Raw genomic sequence first — 13,937 nt, 5'->3', positions numbered from 1 at the left:
CAAAGTCGAGGGATTGTATTGACTCATCCCGGTGGTGCGGCAGTGTCGATGTTCCTCTCATGCGTACTCTTTTACTGTTCCTTTCTACGGTTTCTATTTTAAGTTTTGTCCCGGGGGCCGCTGCGCAGGCTCCGGCTGCTGCGCCCGCAGCCACCAGCCCAACGGCTAAAATCCGCGTCGTCACCCGCAATCTTGAACCCTTTTCGTTCGACAAAGATGGCCGCCGCCTGGGCTATGCTGCGGAGCTGTGGGACCAGCTGGCACGCGAGACGAAGCTGGAGTACGAGGTCAAGGTGGTGAACACCGCGGCTGACATCATCGAGGAGCTGAAGAACAAAACGGCGGATGTGGGGGTGGGTGCGATCAGCGTCACGGCCATGCGTGAAGAGGTCATCGACTTCACCCAGCCCTTCTATGAATCAGGTCTGCAGGTGCTGGTCAATGGCGGGAGCGGCAGCTTTGCGGACAACATCTTCTCACTCATCGGCAATCTCTTTAACATCGAGCTCGTCGGTGCTTTCGCCCTGCTCATGGTGACGATGCTCATCATCTCCCATCTTGTCTGGCGCTTTGAGCATCCCTTGAACGGCGACCAATGGCCGGAAGATTACAAGAAGGGCATGTTGGAGTCCTTCTGGTGGACGATCAGCACGCTGCTCGTCGGTGGCGCTGACAACAAAGGCCCTGTTGGCGTCGGTGGTCGTATCGTGGCCATCGTTTGGATGCTGCTGAGCATTGTGCTGGTCTCCTTGCTCACCGCTTCCTTCACCACCACGCTGACCGTCAACACCCTCAAGGGCGACATCAATGGCCCTGGTGATCTGCCCGGGCGCAAAGTGGCCACCGTCAAGGGGAGCACGACCGAAACCTGGCTCTCCACCAAGGGGGCGAAAGTGGTGCCCTATGCCACCGTCACCGAGTGCGTGGCCGCCTTGAAGGGTAAAGATGTGGATGCCGTTGTTTACGATGCACCCGTGCTGCAATACGAAGCCGGCAAACTGAATGACGAAAAACTGCAGATGGTCGGTCCTGTGTTTCAGCGCCAGAACTACTCCTTCGCCCTGCAGCAGGACAGCACAATGCGTGAGAAGCTGAATCAAGGCCTCCTGAAACTCACCGAACAAGGCGTCGGCAACGAGCTGCGGAAGAAGTACTTCGGCGAGGACAAGTAAGGTCTGATCCTTTGGAATTCACGAAAGAGCGACGGCCAAAAGCTGTCGCTCTTTTGCTGGCCACTGATCAGGCTGTGTGATCAAGCAGCTTGCCATTTTGACGTTCCGCAGACATGAAGGATTGAGCCTCGTATGCCCGCCTCTCCCACATCCTCACCTGGAATATTTGCCACCATCATGGCGGTGTTTCGGCAGAACCGTGTGCCATGCCTGGTGCTGAATGCGTTCGCCGTGGCTCTGGTGGTCAGCTACTATCAGGTGCCGGCGCTGGCGGGTTTTTGGGAGGAGGTAGGCGCGTTCAAGACGCACTGGTCCTTTGCCTTTTCGTGTGTTTCCACCATGTTTGCCGCGGCGCTGATGCCCACGGGTATTCAGCGGATCATGGGCACGCTGCCGAAGGACGGGGGAGGAAAGCGTCTGCTGCTGCTCATGCTGTTCTGGGGGTATCGCGGCATGGAGATTGATTTGTTCTATCATTTCCAGACCTGGATGTTTGGGGATGCGCATGATGCGGGCACGCTGGTGAAGAAGGTGCTGGTGGACCAATTCATCATGAGCCCGATCTGGTTTGTGCCGACCTATGTCATCGCCCTGCGCTGGGTGGAACTGGGCGGCTCCTGGGCACGCATGCGGCCGACACTGAACCGTGAATTCTGGACGCGCACCTGCCCGACGGTGCTCATCACGAACTGGCTCATCTGGATACCGGCGCTTGTCCTCGTTTACAGCCTGCCTGCGGCGCTGCAGTTTCCGCTTTTTTCTGTGGTGATGTGCTTTTTTATTCTGGTGGTGACGGTGATGACACGGAAAGAGTGAGTGCGAAATCTAAAGCTAAGTTTCTGCCTAAACGAAGGCGTTGCGACTTGTGGCGAATGCGGTAACCTCTCCATCATGAACCAAACCGTTCAACTGACTGTGCCCATGCCGGCCAAACTGGCCAAGCTGCGTTTCCCGAAGGCGCTCGATGCACGGTTACAGTTCCTGCTCGATGAACAAGGCCGCAGAGGCAAACTCTCTGCTGGTGAAAAGAAGGAGGCCGAGGGGCTGGTCCAGATGGCAACGACTTTGTCGATCCTAAAACTGGGAGCGCAGGTCAAAGCGTTGAAGGCTTAAACGCATGGCTGTTCCTATCAGTCTGCGAAGGCGTGTCGCCCGCAGGGCAAAGCACCGCTGTGAATACTGCGGACTCTCACAGATAGGCCAGGCGGCCACGTTTCATGTGGATCATATCGTACCGCAGGTGGCAGGTGGTGATTCCAGCATGGACAATCTCGCACTGGCCTGCATCCACTGCTCGCTGCGCAAAGGCGCACGGCAAAATGCCCGTGATCCTCAAAGTGGCCGTATCATGCGGCTGTTTCATCCCCGCGAGCATTCGTGGAATCATCACTTTCGCTGGATGGCATGTCGCATAAACGGCATCACCGCCATCGGCAGGACAACGATCGAAGCATTGAATCTGAACAGCTCTGAGCATCAGGTCATTCGTGCGTTCGAAAAGAAGCTGCGAAGACATCCGCCACCTGGTCACTTGTGAAGCGCCTCATCTGATCTTTCCCGGATGCGACTTCAGCAATTCGAGCAGCCGGAGGAGATCGTCTTCGCTGATGTCCACGAAGGAGTCGAGTGAGCGGATGGCGGCGATGATTTCTTCGTGAGTGGGAAGGGATTCATCCTGGGGTGCGCTGGGCTTCTGTGCGGGATGGTGGAATGCGTTGGGGTAGCGCCGCCAGTGGAAGGCGTAGTTGATGAGCACGGCCAGCAGCACCATGACGAGAGCATTGGTGAGGACGGGAAAGAGCACGAAGCTGAAGCCGAGCTGGTGGATGGCGCTGCCGCCCATGACGGCGGTGAAGGCGGTGGCTCCGCCGGGAGGGTGGATGCATTTGAGCTGCTGCATGGCCCCGATGGCGAGGCCTACGGCACAGGCGGCGGCGATGGCGGGGTGAGGAATGCACTGCGCGCAGGTGACGCCAATGAGCGCGGAGATACCATGCCCTGCGATGACCGGCCACGGCTGGGAAAGCTGGCCGTGAGGCACGCCAAAGAGCAGGACGGCGCTGGCTCCCATGGAGGTGATGAGTGCGGCCGCGCCCCCTGCGGGGAGGGCGTAGGTGGAAATGGCAATCAGCGTCAAAATGGCGAGTCCGCCGCCGAAGGCGGAGACGGCTTTTTCAGTGATGCTGACTTCGATGAGCTCGATGCCGAGCCATTGGCGCAATTTGGGAATGGGCACTGACGGAGGGCGTTTTTATTTGGCGGTTTCGTCAGCGAAGTCCACGTCTGCAAACTGGGCGAGATAACAAGGCGGGCTGGCAAAGCTTGCGGGCTCGTCTTCGATCTCCTGCGCTTTGGCGAGATGGGGCAGCCAGGCGAGCAAAGCCTTTGCGCCTGCGTCCTCTGAAGTACTTTCTGCAGGAGTCACAGCGGTGGGAGAAGGTGGTTTCATCGGGAAGGAGGGATTGAGGAGTGGCAGGAGGCGGAGAGGCTGATGGGGGTGGCTGCAAACACGGGCTGACGGTTCCACCACAAGCCGGCGCCAAGGGCGCCCAGGGCGTATGCGGCCACATCGACTGGATCCCCTGATGCGTGGGTAAGTTTGGGAATGATCCATTCGAAGAGCAGTGACCAGAACACGAGGTGCCCGGCAATTTCGAGCGGCTGCGGCGGCGTATCCTGCGCACGCAGCCCCAGACGGCGGTGCAGCCAGAGCACGGGCGGCAGTGCGCAGGGGATGAGCCAGAGGTCATTGAAGTGAAACATCATGAAGCCCGGCAGCGAGTGAGGCTTGATGAAGCAGCGATTGATGCCGTAGGCCACGCAGGCGGTCAGGAACAAGGCATCGCGGAAATAGTGGAAACGTGGCATGTCAGCAGAGGGCGTAAATGACACCGCCGGCACTCGCGGCGATGAGGAGCTTGATCAGCAGTGCTTTGGTGATGAGCAGCATGGTGGGGAAGGGTGAGGGGACGCCTGTGTGATGGCGCCCACGACGAGGGCTGCCGAAGATATGAGAAGCACCCGTGGGCAGGTGGTGAAATCGGCCAGCCTGACGTTTGTGCCCGGGCTTTGGGACGCAATATCGGCTGTCAGGCATGGTTGGGCTGGCATTTTGGGAATAAGTATCGTAATGCGATATATGTCAAACAAGGATGGCCCCAAAAATGCTGCACACGAAGGCATGCCCAGACGCCAATCGTTCTCCAAATCGCAGTATGAAAACCTCGCGGCGTTTCGCTTCGCGCTGAGGAAGTTTCTTCGTTTCAGTGAAGATGCGGCAGGGGAGGCGGGGCTGACGCCGCAGCAGCATCAGGCGCTGCTGGCGATCAAGGGATTTCCAGGACGCGACCGTGTGACGGTGGGGGAGCTGGCGGAACGCTTGCAGATCAAGCACCACAGCGCCGTCGGGTTGATCGACCGGCTGGTGCTGGAGAATCTGGTGGAGCGTGATGCCTCAGCCGAAGACCGGCGGCAGGTGCACATCAGCCTCACCCCGCATGGAGAGAGCATGCTGGAGGAGCTTTCGTCCATGCACCGAGAACAACTGCGGCTGATTGGACCGGAATTGAGCAGTCTGCTGCAGCGACTGGGGCAGGGGGAAGCGGGGGCTTGAGAGAGTGCGCTGCGACTTGATGCCTTTCCTGCGCTTCCTGACGGTGATGACGCGTGGCTTTTCTCAAACAGGGCCGTCCAAGGCCTTGCGCAGTGTTTTGAGCAGCGTTTCTGCGGTGTAGGGTTTGGGGAGGAAAAATTTGACTCCTGAGCTGACGGCTTTTGACACCATGCCGTCTGTGCTGACGCCGCTGGCGGCGATGATGCGCGCCTGCGGATTGATGCGCAGCAGCACCTGGATGACGGCCGAGCCGTCCATGACCGGCATCATCATGTCCGTGAGCACGACGTCGATTTCATTTTTGCGCATGGCATAGATGCCTGCGGCCTCGGCGCCATCGGCAGCGATGAGTACGCGGTAGCCGAAGAGTTCCAGGGTCTGCCGTGTGATCTGCTGCACAGAGGCCTCGTCATCAATCACGAGCACCATTTCGTCATTGCCGCGTGGCAGCTCGTTTTCTGCGATGGCAAGGCTCTGGCCTTCCGCCGTGCGGGCCGGCAGAAAGATGGAGAACTTGGTGCCGATGCCCGGATCGCTCTGGACGCGAATGAAGCCGCGATGTCCCTTGATGATGGCCAGGGTGGTGGAAAGTCCCAGTCCGGTGCCTTTGCCCAGTTCTTTGGTGGTGTAGAAAGGTTCGAAGATTCGTTCGATGACCTCCGGCGGCATGCCATTGCCGTTGTCTTCGACATCAATGACGACATGCGGGCCGGGGGTGGCCTCGGGATTCATGCTCGCGTACTGGTCATCCACCTGCAGGTTCCTGGCGGAGAGCGAGAGGCATCCGCCGTGTGGCATGGCGTCGCGTGCATTCACACAAAGATTTAACAGCACCTGGTGGAGCTGGGTGGGGTCTCCGACCACGGTCCACAGTCCGGTGGGAATGACACAACGGACGCGGATGCTTTTGAGGAAGGTCTCGTTGGCTATTTTTTCAATTTCGCTCAGCAGGTGTCCGATCTGCACCTCCACCTGCCTGCCTTCGACACCACGTGCAAACGAGAGCACCTGCCTGACCATGTCCGCCCCGCGTTTGGCGCTGGTTTCGATGGTCCTGAGGATGTCGAGTCTGCGTGGGTCTGTTTCCTGGAGCCGCAGGAGCTCAATGGACATCAGGATGGGAGCCAGCACGTTGTTGAGATCATGCGCGATGCCGCCGGCGAGTGTGCCGATGCTTTCCATGCGCTGGGTGCGCAGGAACTGCTGCTCGAGTTTTTTGCGCTCGGTGATGTCCGTGTTGATGGCGAGGATGCTGTGAGGCAGACCCTGGTCATTGCGCACGAGAGTCCAGCGGCCTTCGATGATGAGAGTCTGGCCATCCCTGTTGAACTGCTGAATCTCGCCGACCCACTCGCCTTTCTCCAGCACCTCGCTGGTGGCGGCCAGGAATGGGGCTGGATCCTGGTAGAGCAGTTCTTTGATGGAACGCCCCATGGCCTCCTGCGCCGTCCAGCCATAGAGCCGTTCGGCGCTGCAGTTCCAGTAGAGAATCCGGTGTCCCAGATCACGCACCAGGATGGCGTCCTGCGCCTTGTCCAGAAGGGTGGCCTGCTCGCGAATCTTATTCTCCGCCTGTTTGCGCTCAGTGATGTCACGGGAGATGCCGATGAGGCCGATGATGTTTCCCTGGCTGTCGCGGTACGGGGCTTTGGATACCAGATAAGTGCGTGTCACACCGGCGGCGGTGAGCACTTCCTCCACCATCCCGGTCCGGCCGGAGAGCATCACTTGGCGGTCGCTTTCCATCACAGCACGGGCGTCTTCCGGGCTGAAGATGGACGTGTCGTCCTGACCCAGCACTTCTTCGACTTTCCGCCCGACCAATTGGGAGGCACCCTTGTTGAAAAGCAGATAACGGCCCTGCAAGTCTTTGACGAAGACCGCGTCGGGTATGCCGTCTGCCATGGCGTGGAGGAGATTGCTTGCATGGCGTATCTGGGTCTCCATCTGCCTGCTGTTGGAAATGTCTTTCTGAAGGGTGCGGTTGGCCTCCTCCAGCTGCAGGGTCTTCTCTTCGAGCTTGCGGATGAGCGTCTCGCTGTAAACTTTGAGGAGGGCTTTTTCATCACCTGCGGGAGCGCGGGACATGGGCGGTTGGGCCGCCGAGTCATGGCTCTGCACTTCTTTCAGGCGGGCAATGAAGTCCTCCGGCTCGGCGGGCTTGAGGATGAAGGCATCTGCGCCCATGTTGAGCGCCAGCCGCTCATCCTCCGCCTCGGTGTAGGTGGCCGTATAGACGATGAAAGGGATGTGTTTGAGCTGTGCGTCGGCCTTCCAGTGGCGGAGCAGCGTGTAGCCGTCCATCACGGGCATGAGAAGGTCTGAGATGACGACGTCTGGAGGAGTCTGCCGCGATTTTACCAGGGCTTCGGCACCGTGGCGTGCAGTGATGACTTCGCAGCCGTTCCCTTTGAGCAAGGCTTCCAGATAGTAGAGATTCTCCTCTTTGTCATCGACGATCAGAGCGCGGGTCATGGGGATCCTGGAGGTGGAGTTTGCGACGGGATGAAGCGTTCTATTTCCGCGACGAAGGTGTCGGGGTTGATCGGTTTTTCAATGTAACCATTGCACCCGGCGGCGAGCGCCTTCTCGCGGTCCCCGGTCATGGCGTAGGAGGTGACGGCGATGATGGGAATGTCACGCAATGAGTCGATGCCACGCAAGGCCTGGGCAACGGCGTAGCCGTCCATGGTGGGCAACTGGATGTCGAGCAGGATGAGATGAGGCACAAGGGTGCGGGCGAGCTCGATGCCGCGCAGGCCGTCCGGGGCAGACACGACCCGGTGGCCGTGCTGCTCCAGCAGGAACGTGGTCAGATAGCGGTTTTGCTCGTTGTCCTCGATCAACAGAATGGTGCGGCTCATGGATCAGGCGGGTGCTTGCAGCGGGAGGATGACGGAGAAGGTGCTGCCTTTGGTCCATTCACTTGCGGCGGATATTTCTCCGCCGAGCAGCGTGGTGAGGCGGCGGCAGATGGCGAGGCCAAGCCCCGTGCCCTCATGCTGGCGGGTGAGGCCGCTGTCGATCTGGCGGAAGGGCTGAAACAGCTTGGAGAGATCCTCCGGCTTGATGCCGATGCCAGTGTCCGTGACCGAAAGCCGCACGGCAGGCTGCTGCGGCAGATCCGGCGCGGGTTGGAACTCCAGAACTGGCTCGGCGGTGAGAGTCACGTGGCCTTGATCGGTGAACTTGATGGCGTTGTTCAGGAGATTGAGGAGGATCTGATCCACGCGGCGCTGATCGCTGACCATGGAGCCCAGCTCCGGGGGCAGGATGGTGGTGAGCGTGAGTCCCTTGGCCTCGGTCTGCGGCCTCACTGTGGCTGTGACGCGCTCGATGGAGCCCTTCAGGTCAAACGGTATGGCGCGCAGTTCGAGCTGGCCGGCTTCGATTTTGGAGAGATCGAGCACGTCGTTGATCAGCTCAAGCAGGTGGCGTGCGCTGGTGCGCACCATGCCGAGCTGCCTGCCCTGTTCAGGATTCAGGGGGCCGGCGAGGCCTTGCAGCAAAATGCCGGTGAAACCGATGATGGAATTCAGCGGGGTGCGCAATTCATGCGACATGGTCGCGAGGAAGGCTGATTTGAGCCGGTCCGCCGCCTCGGCGCGCACGCGTGCGGCCTCCAGTTCGGTGGTGCGCGTGGCTACCTTGGCCTCCAGGCTGTCGTTGAGCTCGCGCAGCGCCATCTCGGCCTGGTGGCGCTCGGTGATGTCGATGGAAAGCAGGAAGACGCCTTCGGGAACCGGCTGGCCGCGCACATCGAACCAGCCGCGTTCGCCGTCAGGAAAAATGAACTCGGTTTCCTCATGAAACGGCAGCCGCTCCTCCAGGCAGCGCCGGATCAGGGCAAACACCCTGGACTGCTCGATGCCGGGCCAGGCGTCCTGCATGCGGCTGCCGAGCAGCCCGGCTTTCGGCCGCCGGTTCTGGATGGACGCCGCGTCGTTGAGGTAGAGGTAGCGCCATTCGAAGTCGAGCAGCTGGCAGCCTTCGAGGATGTTGTCCAGCGTGCTGCGATAGCGCTGCTCGCTCTTTTGCAGAGCCTGCTCCGCGGCATGGCGCTCCGAGATGTCAATGCCCATGCCCACCAGGCAGGTGGTGCCCTTGAAAACCACGCGCCGCCCGGTGAAAAAATACGGCCTGCTGCTGCCGTCCCGGCACATGAAGGGGGCTTCGACAGCGGAAGTCCCCGTCTCAAAAGTCTGGGCGATGCGGTGCGCGACCTGCGTCTTGTGCGAGTCGCCAAAAAAATCCAGCGGGTGCATCTGCGCGATCTCCGCGCTGCTGTACCCGGAGACGGTGGAGAAGTTCTGGTTCCAGCGCAAAAATTTGCCCTGCTCGCTGTAAAAATACACGATGCCCGGCATGCTCTCGATCATGGTTTCCATGAAGAGCCTTTCGTTTTCCGCCTCCTCCTGGGCCTGCTGCCGCAGTGCCTCACGCTCCAGGTTTTCCAGCGCGAAGGAGACGTCCATGGCCGCCTCTTCCAGCAGCGCGATTTCCTGGTCCTGGAAGAAGCCGGGCTCTGCCGCATAGACATTGAGCGTGCCACACACCACGCCCTTTTGCCGGATGGGAAACACGGCGGATGCGTGCAGGTTGCGGCGGCCGGCCTCCGCACGCCAGGGCAGGGTGGAGGGATCATTCAGCAGGTCATTGCAGATGTAGGGCCTGCCTTCACGAAACGCCGTGCCTGAGGGGCCCAGGCCTTCCGGCCGCTCATCGGTGTAGATCTGGATGTTGTGGAGATAGCCGCCGGTGTCGCCGCACTCTGCCACCGGCATGAGGCGCTTTGTTTCCGGGTCATTCCAGCCGATCCAGGCCATGAGGAAGCCGCCATGCCCGACCAGCACGGTGCAGATTTTTTTGAAAAGCTCCTCGCGCTGCGGTTTCCTCACGATCGCGTGGTTGATCTGGCTGAGCGCGGCATACAGGCGCTTGAGCCGCTCGATTTCGAGCTGGTGCTCCTGCAGTGCCTGGATGCTGCTAGGGCTCCCTAAGTGGCTTGAGGATGGATTGACGGAATCACTCATCGAGGGGGCAAGCCGAATGGCCTGCCTCCCCTATGCGAAGCTTCCCGTAGAATGCCAGCGTTGTTTTATCTCCAAAACTTCTCCACCGCCGCGACGAGGCCGGGGATGCTGTTTTCCTTGGCTTCGACATCGACCTTGAGGCCGCGGGCTTTGATGGCGGCGCTGGTGACGGGGCCGATGCTGGCGATCTTGATGCCTTCGGGGAGGGCGACCTTGAGGTTGAGGAAGTGCTCGACGGTGGAGGCGCTGGTGAAGGTGATCATGTCCGCGCCTTCTTCCTTGAGGCGGGCGAGGGCGTCGAGGTTGTCCTCGGTCTCTGCGATGGTGCGGTAGGCTTCGCATTCATCGACGATGGCCCCCATGCCGGCGAGTTCGTTGGCGATGACTTCGCGCGCTTCCTGGGCGCGGACCCAGAGCACCTTCACGTTTTCCATGTCCTGGTGGTCTTTGAAGGCTTTGACGAGGCCTTCGGCCACGTAGTGGCCTTTGTCCGGCATGAGATCCACGGCGAGGTGGCGGGCCTTCACCTTTTCGGCGGTGCCGGGTCCGATGCAGGCGATGCGCACGCCGCCGATGCTACGAGCGTCGTTGTAGAGCTTGTCGAACATGGTGAAGAAGGCGTCCACGCCGTTCGGGCTGGTGAAGATGATCCAGTCGTAGGTGTGGCAGTCCTGCACGAGCTCGCCGAAGGAGAGCTGGTCTTCCACGGGGGCGATGCGGATGGTGGGAATCTCGATGACGTTGGCGCCGAGCACGGAGAGCTGCTTGCTGAGCGCGCTGGCCTGCGCGCGGGTGCGGGTGACGACGATCCGTTTGCCAAAGAGCGGGCGGTCTTCAAACCAGTTCAACTGCGGGCGCTCGGTGACGACGTCGCCGACGATGGCGACGGCGGGGGCTTTGAAGCCTGCGGCCTTCACCTTGGCGGCGATGTCGCTGAGCGTGCCCACGAGGGTCTGTTGGTGGCTGTGCGTGGCCCAGCGGACGAGGGCGACGGGGGTTTCCGGATTGGCGCCGTGCTTGAGGAATTCGCGGGTGATTTCCTCGATGCGCTCCACGCCCATGAGGAAGACCTTGGTGCCGTCTGCCTGGGCCAGCTTGGCGTAGTTCAGCGAGGTGTCGGGCTTGGTGGGGTCTTCGTGGCCGGTGAAGATGGTGAGCTGGGAGGCGTGGGAGCGGTGCGTGACTGGGATGCCTGCGTAGGCCGGGCCTGCGATGGCGGAGGTGATGCCGGGGACGATTTCAAACTTCACGCCGGCTTCATGGAGCTCGGCGGCTTCTTCGGCGCCACGGCCAAAGAGCACGGGATCTCCTCCCTTGAGGCGCGTGACGGTTTTGCCCTCGGTGGTGAGCTTGACGATGAGCTTGTTGATTTCCTCCTGGGAGAGCGTGTGGTCGCCGGCCTTCTTGCCGACGTAGATGCTGGCCGCGCCGTCCTTGGCGTAGCGCAGGTGCTCGGGGTTGCAGAGGTAGTCGTAAACGAGAACGTCGGCGGCCTCGATGCATTCCTTTCCCTTGAGCGTGAGAAGTCCGGGATCGCCGGGACCGGCGCCGACGAGGTAACAGATGCCAGGGGTGGTTTTCTTGGTGGCCATGGTGGGAAAGGGGTGTGCAAGGTGTCGAAACCACGGCTTACTGCAAGGATGGATGACGGATTCCCTTTTACTGATCGGTGGTCGAGGCTAAATCATTCAGGATGCCAACCGTGCCTGCCATCCTCTTAAATCTGCCTGCTGCCTGTGATCCTGCCGAACCTGTGCTCCTGGCGATTTCGGGCGGGCGGGACTCGGTGGCGCTGCTGCACCTGCTGCGGGAGGCGGGGTTCACCCAGCTCATTCTCTGCCATTTGAACCATGGCCTGCGCGGCAAGGAATCGATCGACGATGCGGCGTTTGTGCGGCGTCTGGCGAAGAAGCTGGGGCTGAAGTGCGAGATCGAGACGGAGGATGTGGCGGCGCTGGCGGAGAAAAGCCGTGTCTCGACGGAGACGGCGGCGCGCGATGCAAGGTACGCCTTTCTGCTGCGCATGGCGGAGAAGTACGACGTGTGGGTCGTGCTGCTGGCGCATCATGCCGAGGATCAGGCGGAGACGATTCTTGCGAATCTGTGCCGTGGCACGGGGCTGGCGGGGCTGGCGGGCATCCATGCGGTGCAGCGGCTGGACTCGGGCCTGCATCTGGTGCGCCCGCTGCTGCAAGCACGGCGCAGCGAGATCGATGCGTATCTGAAATCCAAGCGCTTCAAGTATCGGGAGGATTCGAGCAACACCTCGCCGAAGCACCGCCGCAACCGGCTGCGGCATGAGGCGCTGCCGCTGCTGAACGACATTTTTGCCCGGGATGTGGTGCCGCAGGTGCTGCGGCTGGGCTCGCTGGCCGAGCAGGACGATGATGCGCTGCAGCGTCAGGCCCTGGCGTTTTTGATGGCGGAGGGGCGGGTGAAAGAGGATCGCTCGCTGGTGGTTACGCCGGAGCTGATGGCGCTGCATCCGGCGGTGTCGTCACGGGTGTTTGCGCTGTGGCTGCGGGAGGCGTGGGAACTGCCGGGCATTGATCATGATGTGATTGAAGCGGCCCTGGGCATGCTGGCGCCGGATGGTGTGGCGAAGATCAATCTGCCGGGGGACAGGCACCTGCGGCGGAAGGCGAAGCGGATGTGGGTGGAGTGAAAATGGTGCAGAGTTTTAGGCCGCTCTGAGGCCATGGTGTCTGCTGTGCGCTGATGGACGGGCGGGCTGTCGCCACACCCATCCTACGAACACGCATGCGGTGAAGAACGCCTGGAGACGCCCGGCGGAGGCTTGAGGACAAGCCTCCCTACCTTGCGTGGGGTGCTTACCCCTCCAGCGTGTGCACGAACAAGCCGCTGCGGAGCTTGGGCTCAAACCAGGTGCTTTTCGGTGGCATGATCTGGCCGACGTCGGAGATGGCCATGAGCTGCTCGACGGTGGTGGGGTACATGGAGAAGGCGACGGTGTGCTCCTTGCCGTTCACCAGTTTTTCCAGTTCGGCGGTGCCGCGGATGCCGCCGATGAAGTCGATGCGCTTGCTGGTGCGCGGATCGTCGATGCCGAGGATGGGCTTGAGCAGGCGGTCCTGCAGGATGCTGACGTCGAGCTGGTCGATGGGGCTGGCGTCTTTGGCGGGCTCCCAATTGAGCTCATACCACTGGTCCTTGAGGTACATGCAGCACTGGCCGGGCTTGGTGGGGGATTTGAGCGTGGTGGGCTTGATCGTGAAGACTTCGCCGACTTTCTTGAGGAATTCCTCGCGGTCGTTGCAGTTGAGGTCTTTGACGGCGCGGTTGTAGGGCAGGATTTTGAGCTCGTTGCCGGGGAAGAGGACGCTGAGGAACCAGTTGTAGTTTTCCTGGCCGGTGTGATTCGGGTTGGCTTCGCGGCGGAGCTTGCTGACGCGGAAGGCGCTGGCGGCGCGGTGGTGGCCGTCTGCCACGTAGGCGCAGGGCACCTGGCTCTCAAACAGGCCGGTCAGGGACACGCAGAGGCCCAGCGAGAGGCGCCAGAGCTGATGACGCACGCCATCGGGGGCGGTGAAGTCGTTGATGGGCTTCTCGTCCTTCATGAAGCTTTCAATGAGGGCGCTGATGCCGGGACGCTGGCGGTAGGTGAGGAAGATGGGGCCGGTGTTGGCGTTGAGGGCATCGACGAGGTTGGTGCGATCGTCCTCTTTATCCTGGCGGGTCTTTTCGTGCTTCTTGATGATGTCCTTCTCGTAGTCCTCAGTGTGGCAGACGGTGACGAGGCCGGTCTGGCTGTGGCCGTCGATGACCTGGCGGTAGAGGTACATGCAGGGCTTGTCCTCGCGCACCAGGATGCCGTCCTTTTGCAGGCGGTCGAAATTTTCGCGGGCCTTGGCGTAAACGGGGGCGGAATAGGGGTCGATTTCGGGATCGAGATCGATTTCGGCGCGGTCCACGTGCAGGAGGCTGAAGGGCTTGCCCTGGGCCAGGGCGGCGGCTTCCTCACGGTTCACCACGTCGTAGGGGACGGCGGCGACTTCGGGGGCGTTTTTCTGGGTGGGGACGAGACCTTTGAATGAGCGGATGCGCATGGGGCGGGATAGAGCGAGGGGGGGCGCTTGTCAATCGCGGAGGCGGGGCGGC

Annotated in this window: 15 protein-coding genes; 6 read left to right on the top strand and 9 right to left on the bottom strand. The window is 61.1% G+C overall.

The window, feature by feature from the left end; genetic code table 11:
* Nucleotides 1-59: 59 nt before the first annotated feature.
* The 4 genes from ACILSL_RS14885 to ACILSL_RS14870 all read left to right on the top strand — a co-directional run bounded on the left by ACILSL_RS14885 (nucleotide 60) and on the right by ACILSL_RS14870 (nucleotide 2,709).
* A complete protein-coding gene (locus tag ACILSL_RS14885) occupies nucleotides 60-1,172 on the top strand; it encodes a transporter substrate-binding domain-containing protein (RefSeq protein WP_395732836.1) in 1,113 nt (370 codons plus the stop codon).
* Between the two features lie 132 nt (nucleotides 1,173-1,304).
* Complete coding sequence (locus ACILSL_RS14880) at nucleotides 1,305-1,988, top strand: hypothetical protein (RefSeq protein ID WP_395732835.1); 684 nt, start codon at nucleotides 1,305-1,307, stop codon at nucleotides 1,986-1,988.
* A 75-nt stretch (nucleotides 1,989-2,063) separates the two neighbouring features.
* Nucleotides 2,064-2,285: a hypothetical protein gene (locus tag ACILSL_RS14875; RefSeq protein WP_395732834.1), complete on the top strand. Its 222-nt coding sequence runs from the start codon at nucleotides 2,064-2,066 to the stop codon at nucleotides 2,283-2,285.
* 4 nt (nucleotides 2,286-2,289) lie between these two features.
* On the top strand, nucleotides 2,290-2,709 hold the full coding sequence (locus ACILSL_RS14870; protein WP_395732833.1) for an HNH endonuclease: 420 nt from the start codon (nucleotides 2,290-2,292) through the stop codon (nucleotides 2,707-2,709).
* 6 nt (nucleotides 2,710-2,715) lie between these two features.
* Here the strand turns inward: ACILSL_RS14870 and ACILSL_RS14865 are convergent, their stop codons facing one another.
* The 4 genes from ACILSL_RS14865 to ACILSL_RS14850 are packed head-to-tail and all read right to left on the bottom strand — an operon-like array spanning nucleotide 2,716 to nucleotide 4,269.
* Complete coding sequence (locus ACILSL_RS14865) at nucleotides 2,716-3,408, bottom strand: HPP family protein (RefSeq protein WP_395732832.1); 693 nt, start codon at nucleotides 3,406-3,408, stop codon at nucleotides 2,716-2,718.
* A 15-nt stretch (nucleotides 3,409-3,423) separates the two neighbouring features.
* On the bottom strand, nucleotides 3,424-3,621 hold the full coding sequence (locus ACILSL_RS14860; RefSeq protein WP_395732831.1) for a hypothetical protein: 198 nt from the start codon (nucleotides 3,619-3,621) through the stop codon (nucleotides 3,424-3,426).
* Entirely contained in the window at nucleotides 3,618-4,040 is a 423-nt protein-coding gene (locus ACILSL_RS14855; RefSeq protein ID WP_395732830.1) for a hypothetical protein, read from the bottom strand. Before ACILSL_RS14855 ends, ACILSL_RS14860 begins: the two co-directional genes overlap by 4 nt.
* A 1-nt stretch (nucleotide 4,041) precedes the next feature.
* The gene (locus ACILSL_RS14850) at nucleotides 4,042-4,269 is read right to left on the bottom strand and encodes a hypothetical protein (RefSeq protein ID WP_395732829.1); all 228 of its coding nucleotides are present in this window, start codon (nucleotides 4,267-4,269) and stop codon (nucleotides 4,042-4,044) included.
* Between the two features lie 84 nt (nucleotides 4,270-4,353).
* Here ACILSL_RS14850 and ACILSL_RS14845 point away from each other — a divergent pair, with 84 nt between their 5' ends.
* Nucleotides 4,354-4,785: a MarR family winged helix-turn-helix transcriptional regulator gene (locus tag ACILSL_RS14845; RefSeq protein WP_395732828.1), complete on the top strand. Its 432-nt coding sequence runs from the start codon at nucleotides 4,354-4,356 to the stop codon at nucleotides 4,783-4,785.
* Between the two features lie 63 nt (nucleotides 4,786-4,848).
* Here the strand turns inward: ACILSL_RS14845 and ACILSL_RS14840 are convergent, their stop codons facing one another.
* The 4 genes from ACILSL_RS14840 to cobA all read right to left on the bottom strand — a co-directional run bounded on the left by ACILSL_RS14840 (nucleotide 4,849) and on the right by cobA (nucleotide 11,410).
* Entirely contained in the window at nucleotides 4,849-7,260 is a 2,412-nt protein-coding gene (locus ACILSL_RS14840; protein WP_395732827.1) for a response regulator, read from the bottom strand.
* A complete protein-coding gene (locus tag ACILSL_RS14835; protein ID WP_395732826.1) occupies nucleotides 7,257-7,649 on the bottom strand; it encodes a response regulator in 393 nt (130 codons plus the stop codon). The genes ACILSL_RS14840 and ACILSL_RS14835 overlap by 4 nt, the downstream gene beginning before the upstream one ends.
* 3 nt (nucleotides 7,650-7,652) lie before the next feature.
* On the bottom strand, nucleotides 7,653-9,818 hold the full coding sequence (locus tag ACILSL_RS14830) for an ATP-binding protein (RefSeq protein ID WP_395732825.1): 2,166 nt from the start codon (nucleotides 9,816-9,818) through the stop codon (nucleotides 7,653-7,655).
* Nucleotides 9,819-9,883: 65 nt separating this feature from the next.
* A complete protein-coding gene (gene cobA / locus ACILSL_RS14825; RefSeq protein WP_395732824.1) occupies nucleotides 9,884-11,410 on the bottom strand; it encodes a uroporphyrinogen-III C-methyltransferase in 1,527 nt (508 codons plus the stop codon).
* Nucleotides 11,411-11,520: 110 nt separating this feature from the next.
* On the opposite strand from cobA, the gene tilS reads away from it, so the two are divergent.
* The gene (gene tilS, locus ACILSL_RS14820) at nucleotides 11,521-12,483 is read left to right on the top strand and encodes a tRNA lysidine(34) synthetase TilS (protein ID WP_395732823.1); all 963 of its coding nucleotides are present in this window, start codon (nucleotides 11,521-11,523) and stop codon (nucleotides 12,481-12,483) included.
* Nucleotides 12,484-12,649: 166 nt separating this feature from the next.
* Here the strand turns inward: tilS and ACILSL_RS14815 are convergent, their stop codons facing one another.
* Nucleotides 12,650-13,885 carry a DUF1015 domain-containing protein gene (locus ACILSL_RS14815; RefSeq protein ID WP_395732822.1) on the bottom strand — a complete coding sequence of 412 codons (1,236 nt, stop codon included), beginning with the start codon at nucleotides 13,883-13,885 and terminating at the stop codon, nucleotides 12,650-12,652.
* Nucleotides 13,886-13,937: the final 52 nt, after the last annotated feature.

This window comes from Prosthecobacter sp. (assembly GCF_044222345.1).
Lineage (GTDB): Bacteria > Verrucomicrobiota > Verrucomicrobiia > Verrucomicrobiales > Verrucomicrobiaceae > Prosthecobacter.
This window is presented reverse-complemented; position numbering and strand designations above follow the sequence as displayed.